The following is a 16,609-nucleotide window of genomic DNA, read 5'->3' on the forward strand; positions in this document are numbered from 1 at the left end:
GCTTTATTCCTCGGCCGGCACCGGAACCGGGCGGCCCTCCTCGTCGAGAGCGACCATGATGAAGGTCCCTGCGGTGACTTTCTCGATCATCCGGTGGCGCGCCCGCTGCGCCCAGGCTTCCACCATAAGGGTGATCGACGAGCGGCCGACGCGGGTGATTTCCGTGTAGATGTTCAGCGTGTCGCCGATCTTGACCGGGAGTTCGAACGCCATTTCCTTGACCGCCGCGGTGACCACGCGGCCGCGGGCGCGCTCGGCGGCGCGGATGCCGCTCGCCAAGTCCATCTGCGCCATCACCCAGCCGCCGAAAATATCGCCGGCCGCGTTGGCATCCGCCGGCATTGCCAGGGTGCGGAGCGTCAGTTCGCCGGTCGGCTTGGCTTTTTCGGTCATCGTCATCTCTCTTTCGAAGCGGTTTGCTGGGCGACTCCTCCCGCCGCGAGACTAACCGGAGGCGAGGAGGAAGGAAACTCCGATAAAAAGCGCTTCAACATCAATAATTTAGGCTGAACTAATGCGCGTGCGCCGCGATTTGCGAGGGCTTCACCACCTGGTAACCAACGACCGTTAGAATTTAAGGCGAATTGCACATAAGGGGGGTCCCATGCAACGTCTCGCCATTTCCTGGCGCCTTTATAGTCTCGTGCTCCTGTCGCTCGTCATTCTTGGCGGCGCCATGACCTTCAGCCTGTTCCAGAGCTACGCTTCGTCGGAACGGGAACGGAAGGCGGGCCTTGCCCAGATGAACGATGTGGCGCTGACGGTACTCAAGAAATACCAGGCTCTCGAGGCTTCGGGTGCCATGACCCGCGAGCAGGCCCAGAGCGAGGCCAAGGCCGTCATCTCGGTGATGCGTTACGGCGAAGGCAGCGGCTATTTCTGGATCAACGACATGCATCCGCGGATGATCATGCATCCGATCAAGGCTGAGCTGAACGGCAAGGACCTGTCGAACGACAAGGATCCGAACGGCAAGTTCCTGTTCGTCGAGTTCGTCAACGCCGTCAAGGCAAACTCGACCGGCAAGGGCTTCGTCGATTACTACTGGCCGAAGCCCGGCGCCGAGCAGCCGGTCGAGAAATATTCGCACGTCGCCGGTTTCGCCCCCTGGGGCTGGATCGTCGGCACCGGCGTCTATGTGGACGACCTGCACGCCATGTTCCGGCGCGATGCGATCAACTTCGCCTCGATGTTCGGCATCGGCGCGCTGGTGCTGATTGCCGGCGCCACCTTCGTGGTCAAGACGGTTACCGGCCCAATCGGCAAGATCAAGCAGGCTCTGCAGTCGATCGCATCGGGCGAGGCGCGTGTCACCGTGCCTTGCACCGAACAGAACAACGAGATCGGCGAAATGGCCCGGGCACTCTCCGTGCTGCGCGATTCGGTCGACGACCGTGCCCAATTGCAGGCGCGCGAGGCCGAACAGGCCCGCATGATCGCCAGCGAGCGCTCCGACAACGAGCGCACGATGACGGCCGCCGCCGAACGCCAGGGACGCGCGATCAGCGAGCTCGGCCGGGCGCTCGAGGCGCTGGCCGGGGGCGATCTTTCCGTGGCGCTCTCGGATATCGGCGAGGACTATGCAAAACTCCGCCACGACTTCAACGCCGCGGTCAGTTCGCTGCATCAGGCGATCGCGGCGATTTCCGAGACGAGCCTTGTCGTACGCGACAGCGCTTCGGACATTTCCGGAGCGACGGGCCACCTGTCCAAGCGCACCGAACAGCAGGCGGCGGCACTCGAAGAGACCGCAGCAGCGCTCGACGAGATCACCGCAACCGTCCGCACCGCGTCGGAACGGGCGGTCGAGGCCCGCACCATGGTCAGCGAGACCAAGGACAGCGCCGGCCGTTCGGGCGAGATCGTCCGCAATGCGATCGACGCCATGGGCCGGATCGAGGAGAGCTCCAACCGCATCAACCAGATCATCTCGGTGATCGACGAGATCGCCTTCCAGACCAACCTGCTTGCGTTGAATGCCGGCGTCGAGGCGGCGCGGGCAGGCGAGGCGGGACGCGGTTTTGCGGTCGTGGCGCAGGAAGTGCGCGAACTGGCGCAGCGCTCCGCCAATGCGGCCAAGGAGATCAAGACGCTGATCAGCAATTCCGCCCGCGAGGTGGAAGGCGGCGTGGCGCTGGTGCGCTCCACCGGTGATGCGCTGGTCGAGATCGCCACCCTGGTCGAGCGGGTCAACGCCCATGTGGACACGATTGCGACGGCCGCCCGCGAACAGGCGACTGGGCTTCAGGAGATCAATTCCTCCGTCAACCACATGGACCAGATGACCCAGCAGAACGCGGCGATGGTGGAGGAAACCACCGCGGCGAGCCAGACGCTTGCCGAGCAGAGCCTGCACCTGCAGGGCCTTCTTTCGGCCTTCAGGCTCGCTGACGGCGGCCGTGGGGCGACCTCCGGTCATGTGTCGCGCGCCCGCGCCGCCTGATCCGCACTGATCACTGCTAAGAAACAGAGGCCGCCGGCGCGACAAGCCCGGCGGCCTTTTGATGCCGGCCGCATTGACCTGGGTCAAATATGCGGGCCTCCGTTGTCCCTAACGCTGGGGCACCTTCAACGGAGAATATGATGACGAGGATCGTGATCATCCAGGGACACCCGGACGCCTCTGAGCCGCATCTCTGTCATGCGCTGGCCGACGCCTATGCCAAGGGAGCCGAGGCCGGCGGGCATACGGTCGAACGCATCGAACTCGCCCGCATCGGCGTGCCGTTCCTGACCTCGCAGAAGGAACAGCAACACGGGACGCTCTGCCCGCCGATCCACGACGCGCAGGTGAAGATCAGACGGGCGGATCATCTCGTTTTCGTCTATCCGCTCTGGCTCGGCTGCATGCCGGCGCTGGTCAAGGCGTTCCTGGAACAGGTGGCGCGGCCGGGCTTTGCCTACGATACGTCCCGGGGGCCGTTCGACAGCGGCCTTCTGAGCGGCAAGTCGGCGCGGGTGGTGATCACCATGGGCATGCCCGCCTGGTATTACAGGGTCGTCTACGGCTGCCACAGCCTGAAGGCGCTGAAAATAGGCATCCTGCATTTCGCCGGCATCCGCCCGGTACGCTCGACTTTGGTGGGCAAGGTCAATGCCGGGAATTTCGATGGCGCGAAATGGGTCGCCAGAATGGCGGCCACGGGAAGGCGTGCGTCCTGAAACGATCGCAAATTGCATCGAAAGGTCACGAAAGGGCCTTGATTTCTCAAAGGTTCATTTACCGACTTTGCCTAAACTCCATGCGTGTGTCATTTCGGCACCGGAAGAGTGGCAACTGGTATGGCGTATGCTCCCCTTTCTCGGCGGGTGATCGGCTCGCTGATCATCCCGACAATGCTGGCTGCCTGTTCCGCCGGGGATCTCGTTCCGCCCGCGCCGATCGATAATGGCCGGGTCGGGGCGATCCAGCCGATGCGCGACATCCCGGGCGAACGGGTTTCCCAGCAGGCCTATCCGACGAGCCCCGCGCCGGTTTCGCAGGCAGGCGGTGTCGACTACGCGAACACGCCAAACCTCGCCGGCACCGGTTATCCCAATTCGGCCTATCCTGGTTCCAGCGCCAATGACGGCAGCCATTACCTTCGGGCACCGGCTCAGGTGCAGTCCGTGCCCCAGAATGCGCCCCAGAATGCGCCCTTGAACGCACCCGTGTCGCAGCAGCCATCCGGCGCCCGCCAGGGCCGCCTGCCGATGATCGACAGCGACGAGGCGATGCAGCAGCAGGCATCCGTCGGAGGCCGCAACACGACCCGGAATGCCGGACCGATGACCATTCCGGAAGGGGGCGTCAACATCGACGCCGAACTCGGTTTCGGCCCCGACGAGAGCGACGTGACGGGACTTGCCGAGGAGGAGGATTCCGATATCGCCGAAGGTGTGGGCGACCAGCCCGTCGTCGACGGCATCGGCACCGACAATCCGCGTGCTCTGCAGCCACGCCGCCAGCCGATCTCGCAGCAGATGCCCCAGTCCATGAACGACGACCGCGTGCTCGTGCCGCCGAAACGCCAGGGCGCCGGCCTGCAGGGCGACCTGACGAACAACGAGATGACGTGGAGCGATGGGTCGCGCGTCATTCCGCCAAGCAGGGCGCCTGCCGGCAACCAGCAGGTGGCGATGCTGCGGCCCAACAATCCGATGAACGACAGCGGCCCGATGAGCCAACGCGACATGCCCTGGCAGCGCGATGTGATGCCGCGGTCGGAGGTGAGCTGCCGCGCGGAACTGAAGCGCCTCGGCGTCGAATTCGACGACCGGCCGCCCATCGACGCAGGCCCGAGCTGCAGGGTGCCTTATCCGGTAAAGCTCTCCGGCCTGTCCGGCAATATCGACGTCAAGCCGGCGGTCACGCTGAACTGCCAGACGACGCTCGCCTTTGCCAAATGGGTCAGGAACGAGCTCGCCCCTTCCGCCCGTTACCGCTATCTCACCGGCATCCAGAAGATCGTGCCGATGGGCGGTTATTCCTGCCGCCGGATGAACAACAGCAATCAGCGCAACAACCCGATGTCCGAGCATGCCAAGGGCAATGCCATCGACATCGGCCAGATCGTGCTGAAGGACGGCCATGAGATCGACGTGCGCAAGAAGGGCCTGTTCTCGATGCGCGAAGGCGGTCTCCTGAAGGCGGTGCGCAACGACAGCTGCAAATATTTCAACACGGTGCTGGGTCCCGGCAGCAATGCGGAACACTGGAACCATTTCCACTTCGACCTGCGCTCCCGCAGGAGCGGCAAGCGCTACTGCAACTGAGGTTCGACGATGGCCGATGCCGACATGCTCCGCAATCTGGCCCTCTCCCTGGAAGGGACCTCCGAAGCGCCGCATTTCGACAGGGCGGCGTTCAAGGTCCGGCGCATCTACGTGACGCTGGCGGCCGATGGCCTGACCGCGAATTTCAAGTTCACGCCGGACGAGCAGCAGATCAAATGCGAGATGCTGCCAAACGCCTTTTCGCCGGTCCAGAACGCCTGGGGCCGTCAGGGATGGACGACGGCGATTCTCTCGGAATTCGAAGAGCCGGATCTCCGCGATGCGCTGGAAACGGCGTGGCGGCATGCGCTTCCCGGCAAACGCCGCGCCTGAACTGCCCCGGCCCGATACACCCGAGACAAGGGGCAGCGGTTAACCTGTGGACATTAATCGACCATAAACCATATCCGGCAACGAAACTGGAACCATAAGCGGCGGCGACGCAAGAGTGACGACGCCGCAGTCCGCCCCCCGCGGCCTTACCCCTACTGCGGCAACGGGACCCGGCGCGCTGACCAAGCCCATAGTGCGCCGGGTCTCACTCAAGCACCTGAACCGGGTCGGCTTGAACCACCCTTCAAAAAAGAAAGCCGGCTCAGGGAGCCGGCGAGGGTGGAGGTGGGGCTCGCGGGGAGGAGCCGTGCTTCCGGTTACGCAAGAACTTATACTTGAAAACAGTACACATGCGGCAAGCGGAAATGAAAAGGACTGAAACGCTCTGGTCATGACGGTCGCGCGAGAGGTTACGTGCGGCGTAAAAGGCGGGACCGTTGCTTGCCTGGTGGGGACAATGCTGTAAGAACGTCACGGGAAAATGACAGCGGCAGTGGATGTGTCTCCTTCTTCCGACCCGATGTCCTTCCGACCGATGTCGGACCGGAGACCGAATTTGTCGATCGCAGCGCTTTTTCCCTTCATCCTGGCGCTTCTGGCCGGCGGCGCGGTCGCTGGAATTCTCGCCGGCATGTTCGGAATCGGCGGCGGTGCGATCCTGGTGCCGATCTTCTTTCATGTTTTCGGGCTGCTCGGCGTTCCGGAAGACGTGCGCATGCAGCTGGCGCTCGGCACGTCGCTGGCGATCATCGTGCCCACCTCGATCCGCTCCTATATGGCGCACCGGCAGCGCGGCGCGGTCGATACCGATCTGCTCAAGGGCTGGATCGTCGCGGTGCCCCTCGGCACGCTGGTTGCGACCGTCATCGCCGCCAAGGCGACCAGCGCGGAATTGCAGCTGATCTTCGCGGTCATTGCCCTGGTGCTCGCCTTCCGGATGATCTTCAATCGCGCCAGCTGGAAGCTTGGCGACGATCTGCCGGGCAATCCCCTCAAATTCCTGGTCGGCACCGGCATCGGCATCCTGTCCGGCCTGATGGGCATCGGCGGCGGCATCCTCAACAACACGTTCATGACCCTCTACGGCCGTTCGATCCATCAGGGAGTGGCGACCTCCTCGGGCGTCGGCGTGCTGATTTCGCTGCCGGGGCTCGCCGGTTATCTCTGGGGCGGCTGGGGGAAGCCCGGCCTGCCGCCGTTTTCGACCGGCTATATCAACTGGCTGGCCGTGGCGCTGCTGATCCCGGTGACGCTCTACATGGCGCCGATCGGTGTGCGGCTTGCGCATGTGATGTCGAAGCGGCAGCTCGAAATCGGCTTCGGCATCTTCCTGATCGTCATCTCGGCACAGTTCTTCCTGTCGATTATCCTCTGAAACCGTCAGCAATATTCTTCCACAAGGGATGGTTTCGAAGGTTTGCGTGCCTATATTCGCGGCGCATCCCGCAAATCGATTCCTTGAGAAGACCGTCCCGCATGGCCTCCGTTGTTTCCATAGATAAACTCACCAAGACCTACGAGAACGGGTTCCAGGCGCTGAAAGGCGTCGACCTGGAGATCGAGGAGGGTGAGATCCTCGCGCTTCTCGGCCCGAACGGAGCCGGCAAGACGACGCTGATCTCGATCATCTGCGGTCTCGTCAATCCTTCGACCGGCAAGGTGCTGGTCGGCGGCCACGACGTCATCAGGGACTTCCGCCAGACGCGTTCGCAGATCGGGCTGGTGCCGCAGGAACTGACGACCGACATGTTCGAGACAGTCTGGAACACGGTGAACTTTTCCCGCGGCGTCTACGGCAAAAAGCCGAATCCGGCGCTGGTCGAAAGCATCCTCAAGGAACTGTCGCTGTGGAGCAAGAAGGACAGCATGCTGCGCGAGCTTTCGGGCGGCATGAAGCGGCGGGTGATGATCGCCAAGGCGCTCGCCCATGAGCCGAAAATCCTGTTCCTCGACGAGCCGACCGCCGGCGTCGACGTCAACCTGCGCCGGGAGATGTGGCAGCTTGTCGAGAAGCTGCGCGCAAGCGGCGTCACCATCATCCTCACCACCCACTATATCGAGGAGGCGGAAGAAATCGCCGACCGGGTGGGCGTCATCAACGGCGGCAAGCTGCTGCTGATCGAAGAGAAAGCAGCGCTGATGAAGAAGCTCGGCCGCAAGCAGCTCCGGCTCGAACTGTCGGAGCCTCTGAAGGCGCTGCCTGAAAGCCTGAGCGCTTACAACCTAACGCTTTCCGACGACGGAACGGCGCTGGTCCACGAATACCAGGGCGAGGAAGGGCAGGGCACGATCGCCTCGCTGCTGTCGACGCTTGCTGCGCAAGACATCCATTTCCGCGATCTTTCCACGCGGCAGAGCTCGCTCGAGGACATTTTCGTGGCGTTGGTGGGACAGAAAGTCGGAGAAGACGCATGAATTTCGAAGCGATCAAGTCGATCTACGTCTTCGAGATGGCTCGATTGCAGCGCACCCTGCTGCAGAGCGTCATCTCGCCGGTCATCACCACCTCGCTCTATTTCATCGTCTTCGGCACCGCGATCGGTTCGCGCATCCAGACGGTCGAGGGGGTTTCCTACGGGTCGTTCATCACGCCCGGCCTGATCATGCTGACGCTTTTGACGCAATGCATTAGCAACGGCTCGATCGGCATCTATTTCCCGAAATTTACCGGCACGATCTACGAGATTCTTTCCGCGCCCGTGGCGATGACCGAGATCATCATCGGCTATGTCGGTGCCGCTGCGACCAAGGGGCTGATCATCGGCGCGATCATCCTCGCCACCGCGTCCTTCTTCGTCGAAATCCGGATCGCACATCCGTTCATGATGGTGCTTTTCCTGGTGCTGACGGCGATCACCTTCAGCATGTTCGGCTTCATCATCGGCATCTGGGCGAAGAATTTCGAACAGCTCAACATCATCCCGATGCTGGTAGTGCCGCCGCTGACATTCCTCGGCGGCAGCTTCTATTCGATCAACATGCTGTCGCCCTTCTGGCAGACGGTCAGCCATTTCAATCCGGTCCTCTATCTCGTCTCGGGCTTCCGCTGGAGTTTCTACGAGATCGCCGACGTCAATCCGATGATCAGCCTCGGCATGATCGGCCTGTTCCTGATCATCTGCCTGTCGATCCTCGGCTGGATCTTCAAGACGGGTTATCGGCTGCGCAACTGACCGCAGCCGATAACGGTTTGAAGCGGGCTCAGCCCTGGCTGAGCTGGACCTGGCGGCCGCCGCGCATGACCATAACGGACGCTCCGAGAATGGAGGCGATGCCGAGGAAGGTCATGACGCCGAGCGGGCCCTGAGCGTCGATCAGCAGGCCGCCGAGCACGGCACCGCTGGATATGGCGATCTGGAAGGTCGTCAGCAGCAGGGCGCCGGCGCTTTCCGCTTCGTCGGGTGCGGCCCGGGTGATGTAGCTCTGGATGCTGACCGGCAGGGCGCCGAAGGCAAAACCCCAGAGCGTGATGGCAACCGCTGCTGCCGCCGTCGAGGCCCCGAGGGTAACGAGGAACACGGCGGACACGGCAATCAGGCCGGAGGCGAAGACGACCCCGAGCGTCGAACTGCGTTCGGTGATCATGCCCCCGGCGATATTGCCGAAGAAACCGCCGATGCCATAGGCGAGCAGGACGAGCGAGACCATCTCGACGTCAAGCCGCGGAACATCTTCCAGATAGGGGCGGATATAGGTGAAGCCCGCGAAATGGCCGGCGACGATGAGCAGCGTCGCGATCAGGCCGACCCGGATCTTCGGCCGCTTGAGGACCTCCGCCAGCGTGCCGAGCCCGGCATGGCCAGCAGGCGGCAGCGAAGGGACGGTAACGGCCTGCGCCAGCAACGCCAGCACGCCGACCGCGCCGGCGAGCACGAAGGCCGCCCGCCAGCCGAGGGTGGAGCCGATATAGGCGCCGAGCGGTGCGGCCATCACGGTCGCCACCGAGACGCCGGTGAAGATCATCGCCATGGCGCGCGGCAGGTGGTTCATCGGCACGAGCCGCATGGCAAGCGCCCCGGCCATGGCCCAAAAGCCGCCGAGCCCGACGCCGAGCAGGACGCGCGACACGAGCAGTACGGTCAGTCCGTTGGCAAGGGCGGCCAGTGCGCAGGAGAGGATGAGAAGGGCGGTCAGCCCGAACAGCGTCCAGCGGCGGTTGAAGCTGCGGGTGCCGATCACGACAGCGGGGCCGGCGAATGCTGCGACGACGGCGGTCACCGTCACCGTCTGGCCGGCGACGCCGGGACTGATGCCGAGATCTGCGGAGATGGGCGTGAGCAGGCTCGCCGGCAGGAACTCTGCCGTCACGAGGCCGAAGACGCCGAGGGTGAGCGCGATGACCGCGTCCCACCGGGCCTTGGCCGATGTGTTCGGGGACGATGTGTCGCGCACGACATCGTCCTCTTCGAAAGTGCTGTCAGTCATGGTCATGTCCTGTCTTGGGAGGTGGCACGGAAGACCGCACCGGGAGGATGGACCAGACTTAGGCGTGACAGCCTGTACTTTCCATGCTAGAAAATCCGATATGCTTGACCGTTCGTCCAAAGAAACGCCACTAGACGTCTCCGATCCGCTCACCGAGATGCTGCGGGGGTTAAGGCTCGACGGCGTCGAATACGGGCGCTGCCGGCTCGCTGAGCCCTGGGCGACCTCCTTCCCGGCGCAGGAGGCGGCACGGTTCCATTTCATTTCGTCTGGCAACGCATGGCTGCAAACGCCGTCGGGCGAATGGCTGCAACTGCGGCCTGGCGATGCGGCCCTCCTGCCGCGCGGCGATGCACATGTGATCGCAAGCCTCCCGGGCCTGGCGCCGCTGCCCTTCGACCGGTTCGGGCGCAAGGAAGTCTGCCAGGGCGTGTTCGACGTGCAATGCGCCGATGCCTGCGGCAGCACCGTGGCGCTGACCGCCTCGATGCGCTTCAACATCGACAAGCTGCATCCGCTGCTGCAACTGATGCCCGAGACAATGCTGACCAGCGATCTCGCCAGGAACGAGCCGTCGATCCCGCATCTTCTCGATGCCATGGCGCGCGAGGTGGATATGGACCGCGTTGGCGCCGGTGGTATTCTCGCACGGCTCGCCGACGTCCTGACCGCCACGCTGATCCGCACCTGGGTCGAACATGGCTGCGGCGACACGACCGGCTGGATTGCCGCGGTGCGCAATCCCGAGGTCGGCCGGGTGCTGGCCGCCATTCATCTTCAGCCCGACCGTGACTGGAACATTGCCTCGCTTGCCCGGCTGATGGGCGCTTCCCGGTCGGGTTTCGCCGAACGGTTTCTGCGCGTGGTCGGCGAAACGCCGGCGCGCTACGTGGCGCGGGTGCGCATGCACCAGGCGCGGCAATGGCTGCGCGACGGCGAACGCGTTGCGACGGTCGCGGAACGGCTCGGCTATGATGCCGAGGCCTCCTTCAGCCGCGCCTTCAAACGCATCATCGGCACGCCGCCGAGCCACTTCCGGAAGAATGGCGGCGAGGGCGGGGGCGGCATCCGGGATTTCGGCTGACGTCAGTCCCGGAGCCTGAGCTCGTCCGTCTGCATCTGCAGGGAGCCGAGGGTGGAGAGGAAGCTCATGCCGAGCAGGCTTTCGCCGAGCCGTCCGTCTTCCGCCACCATCGCCCGGACGTTTTTGCGCACGATCGGGCCGATGGAGATCTCGTCGAGGCGGACGGGCGCCGCCATCGCCCGGCCGTTGGCGGTCATCACGCTCACTGAGAAATCGAGGCTCTGCGGATTGAGGCCGATGGCGCGGGCATCGTCGTAGGAAAGCACCACGGTGCTAGCGCCGGTATCGACCAGCATCGGCAGGACCTTGCCCTGGACGCTGACATTGGTCTGGAAATGGCTGCCCCGGGTCTTGTGAATGATGACTTCGTTGAGACCTTCGCTCGTCGTCGAAATCACGGCCGTTCCGGGCAGCAGGCCCGCGGTCACCCGGGCGGCGATATTGCGGGCGTCGGCGCGGTAGAGGTAGGCGGTGACCAGCGCGAGGATGATCAGCAGCCAGAGGGCGATATTGCGGAGCACCTCGCCGGCATTGCCGCGCCGGCCGGCGAGAATCCCGGCGGCGAGCAGGCCGGCGATCGGCAGGAGGTAGATGATCTGACCGAAATCGCTGTTGTCGATGCCGAAGGTCTGCCCGGCATCGTGGTTGAAGATCAGGAACGCCAGGCCGATGCCGAGGACGATGAGGATGCCGGTGAGCGCGTTCATGCCGTGTCGCGTTCCTTGGTTTTCCGCTGCGCCAAAAGCTGCCGGCGCGTCTCCCGCCTTGGCTTTCGCTCGACAGTTTCAAGCCTTGCGGGCAAGGCTTCCATCAGCGCACGGCGCTCGATATCCGTATAGTCCATCCAGGCGGCGATCTCGTCGCGGGTCCGTCCGCAGCCGAAGCAATAGCCGGTCTTGAGGTCGATCGAGCAGACAAGGGTACAGGGCGAAATCATGCCTCAGTATATCGGGGTTTCACGCGGCAAGAGCAAGAGTGGCGAGCATAGCGATCTCGCTCAATTGTTGAGTAGCGCCGATCGTATCGCCCGTATGGCCGCCGAGTTTGCGGCGCACGAAACGGGTGAAGCCAAAGCCCGCGAGTGCCGCGGCGATCAGCGACAATAGGACCTTCGGCAGGCCGAGAACGGGGACGAGCAGGACGAGAGCGATGGCGGCGCCGGAAAACAGCGCGATATTGCGGGCGCCATCCTCCGGAAAGCCGGCGCCGGCAGCGACGCCATTTTCCCGGGCCGACGGCAAGGCGCGCCAATGGGCGACCATCACCGCGCGGCTGACGGCTGCAACGGCAAGCACGGCGAGCGCCGCCGTGACGGCGTCCTGCCGAAGCAGTGCCGAGAGCGCCGAGGCTCGCAGGCCAAAAGACAGCACCAGCGCCACGACGCCATAAGCGCCGATGCGGCTGTCTTTCATGATCAGAAGCGCGTGGTCCTTGTCGCGCCCGCCACCGAGACCATCCGCCGCATCCGCAAGACCGTCCTCGTGGAGCGCGCCGGTCAGAACCGTCAGCGCGGCAAGCGAAAGCAGGCTGACGAGCAGCGGATCGCCGGACTTCAGGAGGAGGAGAACAACCGCGGGCAGGGCCGCGACAATCAGCCCTGCGACGGGAAAGGCCCGCACCGCCCGCGAAATCGTGCCGTCATGGCCGCGGAAGAACCGGTCCGGGACCGGCACACGGCTGAGGAACCCGACCGAACGGGCGAGATCCGCGATGAATTCCGTTGCGTTTGGCAGTTGTTCCTCCGTCTCGACCCGACTATGAGTTTGCGCACACAAGCGCGATTTGCGGGAAAAGACAAGTTTTCCCGCAAATATGCGAGACCGAGATACAAGAGAGACTTTCATGAGCGTGAGCGGCCTGCCTTTCGATGATTTCCGTGTCCTGCTGCAGAACCTCCCGGGGCCGGACCCGCGGGCGTTGGTTGCGGCGCGCGAGCGCGACGCGCAGCTCACCAAGCCGCCGGGCGCCTTGGGGCGGCTCGAGGAAATCGCCTTCTGGCTGGCCGCCTGGACGGGCCGGGCGCCGGCCGTCAACCGCCCGCTTGTGGCGATCTTTGCCGGCAATCATGGCGTTACCCGCCACGGCGTGACCCCTTTCCCGTCGTCGGTGACCCAGCAGATGGTCGAGAATTTCGCGGCCGGCGGTGCGGCGATCAACCAGATCTGCGTCACCCATGACCTCGGCCTGAAAATCTTCGATCTAGCGCTCGACTACCCGACCGGCGACATTACCAGCGAGGCGGCCCTGTCCGAGCGCGACTGCGCCGCGACCATGGCCTTCGGCATGGAAGCGATCGCCGGCGGCACCGACCTTCTCTGCATCGGCGAAATGGGCATCGGCAATACGACGATCGCCGCCGCCATCAACCTCGCGCTTTATGGCGGCGAGGCGGAGGACTGGGTCGGTCCCGGCACCGGTTCGCATGGCGAGTTCATGGAGCGCAAGATCGCGGCGGTGAAGGCGGCAGTCGAATTCCACAAGGACCATCTGAGCGACCCGCTGGAAATCCTGCGCCGCCTCGGCGGCCGCGAGATCGCCGCCATCGCCGGCGCCATCCTTGCCGCGCGGGTCGAGAAGATTCCGGTCCTGCTTGACGGTTACGTGGTGACGGCAGCGGCATCGATCCTCAAGGCCGCCAATCCGGCAGCGCTCGATCACTGCCTGATCGGCCATGTCTCCGGCGAACCGGGACATCTGCGCGCCATCGAAAAGCTCGGCAAGACGCCGCTCCTGGCGCTCGGCATGCGGCTCGGCGAGGGCACCGGTGCGGCACTTGCGGCCGGCATCGTCAAAGCCGCCGCCGCCTGCCATTCCGGCATGGCGACCTTCGAACAGGCCGGCGTCAGCAACAAGAGCCACTGAGCCCTGATGGAGAAGACGCCGCTCGACAGCAATATCGAAAGGGCGACCGGCATCCGCCGGGTGATCGCGGCCTTCCGTTATTCGATGCAGGGGCTGGTGCGCCTGTGGCAGGAGGAAGCCTTTCGCCACGAGGTAGTCGCCAGCGCGGCGGCCATCGTGGTGTTTGCGATCGTCGGCGCCGGCGCTCTCGACTATTTCGTCCTGGCCATCCTGATGCTGGTGCTGTTTGCGGTCGAATCGCTGAACACGGCGATCGAGGAACTGGTCGACCGCATCTCCCCGGAAATCTCCACCGTCGGCCGCCACGCCAAGGATCTCGGCTCCTTCGCGGTGTTCTGCCTGCTCTGCGCCAACGGGTTTTTCGTGGTTTATGTGGTGGCCGGGAGCTTGTGGGCATAACCGCCCGTTACAGTTGATCCGGCATCGAAGATGGATCGCGTGCAGCGTGGCGTATGCCGACCACAATGATCTCATCATCGCCGGGCAGATAAAATATGAGATATGGGTAAGGCGTCACTGCCACCCGCCGCATCGGTTCAAGGCTGGTGCGCATACCGGTCAGCGAATACTCCGAGAGATTGCTCAAAACCTGCTGAATCCGCGCGCCCACATTGCGGGAGCCTTCCGGTGAATGAGCGGCTAGATAGCGAAGGACATCCTCAAGTTCGATGGCGGCTTCAGGGGTGAAGCGGATCGTCACTGCGCGTATTTCGACCAGATGGCCTGAACCTGCTCGGTTGGCGCAAATTCACGCCGAGCGGCCTGGCCCAGCGATTTGGTGAAACTTGCTTCCTCCTCGGGAGTGAGCTGATGCACCGGCTCGTCTTTGCCCACCAGGCTAAGCATGACACGGGCGATCTCATCCTGCATTTCGGCAGGGAGTTCCTTGGCTGCTTCGATGGCGCGGTCGAGAAGTTTGGTCATGGCCGCATTATGCACCGAAACCCGCCGGTGCAAAAGAGGTCGGTGGCCTCAGGCTAAGCTCTTGCGGCGGCGGGCGACGGTCGGCAACGGCGGGCCGCGCTTTACGTGTTCAGCGCGGTGACGATTAGCCATTACTAACTTTTGCGAGATGTGTGGCGGAAGCGCTGAATGATGATTTCGTCAGCACCAACCCGGTAATAGACCGTGTAAGGATAGGGTTTGAGAAAGAAGCGGCGGGTATTTTTTCTCGGCGTGATACTGCCCGCGAACGGCTGCTCGCTCAAGAACATCAACGCTCCGCGAATGCGGGCAGCGACATTGTCTGCACCTTGCGGAGAATGGCTGCCGATATAGGAGATAGCCTCGTCGATTTCGTGGAGAGCTTTGGCCGTGTAGCGAAGTTTCACAGGCCGTACTTTGCCCACATGGCACGGACTTCTTCCTCGGTCGCAATCTCTCCGCGCTCAATTTCGCGATCGGCCTCTTCCAGGTCGGCCTCTTCCTCCGGCGTAAGCTGATAGACCTCCCCGCCATCCTCACCCATGAAGCTCAGAAGAATCGCGGCGATCTCATCCTGCATTTCGGCAGGGAGTTCCTTGGCTGCTTCGATGGCACGGTCGAGAAGTTTGGTCATGGCAGCATTATGCACCGAAACCAGCCGGTGCAAAAGAGGTCGATCGCCTCAGGCGAAGCTCTTGCGGCGGCGGGCGACGGTCTGTGCGTCCGCGACGGCCGGCACGCTCTGCAGCACGCGCGTCGCGGGCAGGATGGCAATCGCCTCGGTGCCTTCGCGTAGCTTGGAGCGCAGGATGAACTGGCCGTCGTGCTTGGCAAGGATCGCCTGGACGATCGGCAGGCCGAGGCCGGTGCCCTGTTCGGCGCTTTTGATGGCAATCGAGCCCTGGCCGAAGGCCGACAGCACGACCGGGATTTCCTCTTCCGGAATACCGGGTCCGTTGTCCTTGATCGCCACATACTGGCCGCCGCCGGCTGTCCAGCCGACCTTGACGGTGACCTCGCCGCCCTGGGGCGTGAACTTGACCGCATTCGAGAGCAGGTTCAGGAGGACCTGGCGCATCGATTTTTCATCCACCCAGACCTGCGGCAGCTGTGATTCGAACTGCTGGCCGATCGAGATGTTCTTGGCACTGGCGCGTAGCTGCACCATGCCGATGCAATCCTCGGCGATCTCCAGCAGCGACAGCGATTCTTCGGCGAGATCGTAACGGCCGGCCTCGATGCGCGACAGGTCGAGGATCTCGTTGATTAGGTTGAGGAGATGCTGGCCGGAACGGTGGATGTCGCCGGCATATTCCTTGTAGGTCGGATTGGCGAGCGGCCCCAGGACCTCCGAGCTCATGACTTCGGAGAAGCCGAGGATGGCGTTGAGGGGCGTGCGCAATTCGTGCGACATGGAGGCGAGGAACCGGGACTTGGCAAGGTTTGCCTCCTCGGCGCGGCGGCGGGCCTCGTCCGACATGGATTTCGCCACTTCCAGCTCGGCGATCAGGTCGTCCTTTTCGGACTGATAGGACATCAGCGTCAGGTTGGAGCGATAGAGCCGGTCGGCGATATAGTGGAAGAAGACGACCGCGGTGGCGCAGATCGCCGTCATGCCGATATCGAGCACATTGCGCGACAGGATGGCGGTGGCGAGCAGCGCCAGGATCATCGGCAGGAAGCCGAACAGCACGCCGAGCCGCAGCATGAAACTGCTCATCGCGGTGATCGAGATCGCAAAGAGGAGGACGGCGCCCTTGTAGAAATAATAGCTGTCGCCGGAACAGGCATCGCAGTTCTGCAGCGCAAACAGCGCCCAGCCGGCGCCAACGATCACCTGCGCGGCGAGCAGCCTGCGGCGCCATTTCTGGACCTCGGCCGAGGCGATGTCCGCGCGGCTCGCCCGGCGGGCGAGCAGCACGTTGATCGCATGGACGCTGAACATCAGCAGAGCCCAGGCAAAGAGATTGGCGTTCGGATTGAGATAGACACCGATCGCCGTCACCACGACGATGAAGATCGGCATGACCGATGCGCTCTGCAGCACGGCATTGACGTGCATGGCGATCATGTCGCGGTCGAAGACCTGATTGCCCTGAGAGCTGGATTGCAGGCGTTCCCGGGTGGCGCGAACGGCTTTCGACACAGCCTTGTTACGGTGGCCGCGCGAGCGATCAACGATGTTCTTGTCGGTCGATGTGCTGACGCCGCTACTCATGGCCACTG

Annotated in this window: 20 protein-coding genes; 10 read left to right on the top strand and 10 right to left on the bottom strand. The window is 63.6% G+C overall.

The genetic code is table 11. From position 1 onward, the window contains the following. Positions 1-3 precede the first annotated feature (3 nt). Positions 4-393, bottom strand: coding sequence for an acyl-CoA thioesterase (locus ACSQ3G_RS07595; protein ID WP_046637759.1), 390 nt, complete (start codon positions 391-393; stop codon positions 4-6). 211 nt (positions 394-604) lie between these two features. On the opposite strand from ACSQ3G_RS07595, the gene ACSQ3G_RS07600 reads away from it, so the two are divergent. The 7 genes from ACSQ3G_RS07600 (at position 605) to ACSQ3G_RS07630 (ending at position 8,261) form a co-directional block, all read left to right on the top strand. Continuing rightward, positions 605-2,443 carry a methyl-accepting chemotaxis protein gene (locus ACSQ3G_RS07600; protein ID WP_436109571.1) on the top strand — a complete coding sequence of 613 codons (1,839 nt, stop codon included), beginning with the start codon at positions 605-607 and terminating at the stop codon, positions 2,441-2,443. 140 nt (positions 2,444-2,583) lie between these two features. Further along, the gene (locus ACSQ3G_RS07605) at positions 2,584-3,162 is read left to right on the top strand and encodes an NAD(P)H-dependent oxidoreductase (RefSeq protein WP_436109572.1); all 579 of its coding nucleotides are present in this window, start codon (positions 2,584-2,586) and stop codon (positions 3,160-3,162) included. A gap of 120 nt (positions 3,163-3,282) precedes the next feature. Continuing rightward, positions 3,283-4,755, top strand: coding sequence for an extensin-like domain-containing protein (locus tag ACSQ3G_RS07610; protein WP_436109573.1), 1,473 nt, complete (start codon positions 3,283-3,285; stop codon positions 4,753-4,755). 9 nt (positions 4,756-4,764) lie between these two features. Continuing rightward, complete coding sequence (locus tag ACSQ3G_RS07615) at positions 4,765-5,088, top strand: MmcQ/YjbR family DNA-binding protein (RefSeq protein WP_105427658.1); 324 nt, start codon at positions 4,765-4,767, stop codon at positions 5,086-5,088. A gap of 535 nt (positions 5,089-5,623) precedes the next feature. Next, the gene (locus ACSQ3G_RS07620; RefSeq protein ID WP_436109574.1) at positions 5,624-6,463 is read left to right on the top strand and encodes a sulfite exporter TauE/SafE family protein; all 840 of its coding nucleotides are present in this window, start codon (positions 5,624-5,626) and stop codon (positions 6,461-6,463) included. Between the two features lie 101 nt (positions 6,464-6,564). After that, positions 6,565-7,503, top strand: coding sequence for an ABC transporter ATP-binding protein (locus tag ACSQ3G_RS07625; protein ID WP_436109575.1), 939 nt, complete (start codon positions 6,565-6,567; stop codon positions 7,501-7,503). Then, on the top strand, positions 7,500-8,261 hold the full coding sequence (locus ACSQ3G_RS07630) for an ABC transporter permease (protein ID WP_436109576.1): 762 nt from the start codon (positions 7,500-7,502) through the stop codon (positions 8,259-8,261). Before ACSQ3G_RS07625 ends, ACSQ3G_RS07630 begins: the two co-directional genes overlap by 4 nt. A gap of 28 nt (positions 8,262-8,289) precedes the next feature. Here the strand turns inward: ACSQ3G_RS07630 and ACSQ3G_RS07635 are convergent, their stop codons facing one another. Then, entirely contained in the window at positions 8,290-9,513 is a 1,224-nt protein-coding gene (locus ACSQ3G_RS07635; protein WP_245440539.1) for an MFS transporter, read from the bottom strand. A gap of 100 nt (positions 9,514-9,613) precedes the next feature. Here ACSQ3G_RS07635 and ACSQ3G_RS07640 point away from each other — a divergent pair, with 100 nt between their 5' ends. Next, positions 9,614-10,597 (top strand): AraC family transcriptional regulator, encoded by a 984-nt coding sequence (locus tag ACSQ3G_RS07640; protein ID WP_436109577.1) that lies wholly within the window; start codon positions 9,614-9,616, stop codon positions 10,595-10,597. A gap of 2 nt (positions 10,598-10,599) precedes the next feature. Here ACSQ3G_RS07640 and ACSQ3G_RS07645 read toward each other — a convergent pair whose 3' ends face one another. Genes ACSQ3G_RS07645 through ACSQ3G_RS07655 form a run of 3 tightly spaced genes read right to left on the bottom strand, consistent with a single transcriptional unit; the run spans position 10,600 to position 12,330 of the window. Beyond that, entirely contained in the window at positions 10,600-11,304 is a 705-nt protein-coding gene (locus tag ACSQ3G_RS07645) for a TIGR02281 family clan AA aspartic protease (RefSeq protein ID WP_436109578.1), read from the bottom strand. Next, positions 11,301-11,534 (bottom strand): DUF1289 domain-containing protein, encoded by a 234-nt coding sequence (locus ACSQ3G_RS07650; protein ID WP_105401294.1) that lies wholly within the window; start codon positions 11,532-11,534, stop codon positions 11,301-11,303. Before ACSQ3G_RS07650 ends, ACSQ3G_RS07645 begins: the two co-directional genes overlap by 4 nt. A 19-nt stretch (positions 11,535-11,553) precedes the next feature. Continuing rightward, a complete protein-coding gene (locus tag ACSQ3G_RS07655; RefSeq protein ID WP_436111682.1) occupies positions 11,554-12,330 on the bottom strand; it encodes an adenosylcobinamide-GDP ribazoletransferase in 777 nt (258 codons plus the stop codon). Positions 12,331-12,439: 109 nt separating this feature from the next. Between ACSQ3G_RS07655 and cobT the strand changes: the two genes are divergently transcribed. After that, positions 12,440-13,459, top strand: coding sequence for a nicotinate-nucleotide--dimethylbenzimidazole phosphoribosyltransferase (gene cobT / locus ACSQ3G_RS07660; protein ID WP_046608866.1), 1,020 nt, complete (start codon positions 12,440-12,442; stop codon positions 13,457-13,459). A 6-nt stretch (positions 13,460-13,465) separates the two neighbouring features. Beyond that, a complete protein-coding gene (locus tag ACSQ3G_RS07665) occupies positions 13,466-13,858 on the top strand; it encodes a diacylglycerol kinase (protein WP_436109579.1) in 393 nt (130 codons plus the stop codon). Between the two features lie 7 nt (positions 13,859-13,865). Here ACSQ3G_RS07665 and ACSQ3G_RS07670 read toward each other — a convergent pair whose 3' ends face one another. From ACSQ3G_RS07670 to ACSQ3G_RS07690, 5 genes are all read right to left on the bottom strand, one after another. Then, positions 13,866-14,159 (bottom strand): type II toxin-antitoxin system RelE/ParE family toxin, encoded by a 294-nt coding sequence (locus ACSQ3G_RS07670; protein WP_436109580.1) that lies wholly within the window; start codon positions 14,157-14,159, stop codon positions 13,866-13,868. After that, positions 14,156-14,383 carry a hypothetical protein gene (locus tag ACSQ3G_RS07675; protein ID WP_436109581.1) on the bottom strand — a complete coding sequence of 76 codons (228 nt, stop codon included), beginning with the start codon at positions 14,381-14,383 and terminating at the stop codon, positions 14,156-14,158. The genes ACSQ3G_RS07670 and ACSQ3G_RS07675 overlap by 4 nt, the downstream gene beginning before the upstream one ends. 134 nt (positions 14,384-14,517) lie before the next feature. Then, positions 14,518-14,790: a type II toxin-antitoxin system RelE/ParE family toxin gene (locus ACSQ3G_RS07680; protein WP_436109582.1), complete on the bottom strand. Its 273-nt coding sequence runs from the start codon at positions 14,788-14,790 to the stop codon at positions 14,518-14,520. Beyond that, positions 14,787-15,017, bottom strand: coding sequence for a hypothetical protein (locus ACSQ3G_RS07685; protein ID WP_105416689.1), 231 nt, complete (start codon positions 15,015-15,017; stop codon positions 14,787-14,789). Before ACSQ3G_RS07685 ends, ACSQ3G_RS07680 begins: the two co-directional genes overlap by 4 nt. A gap of 48 nt (positions 15,018-15,065) precedes the next feature. Next, positions 15,066-16,601 carry a sensor histidine kinase gene (locus ACSQ3G_RS07690; protein ID WP_436111683.1) on the bottom strand — a complete coding sequence of 512 codons (1,536 nt, stop codon included), beginning with the start codon at positions 16,599-16,601 and terminating at the stop codon, positions 15,066-15,068. Positions 16,602-16,609 lie beyond the last annotated feature (8 nt).

Source organism: Neorhizobium tomejilense, from assembly GCF_964254135.1.
In the GTDB taxonomy this organism is placed as follows: Bacteria; Pseudomonadota; Alphaproteobacteria; order Rhizobiales; family Rhizobiaceae; genus Neorhizobium; species Neorhizobium tomejilense.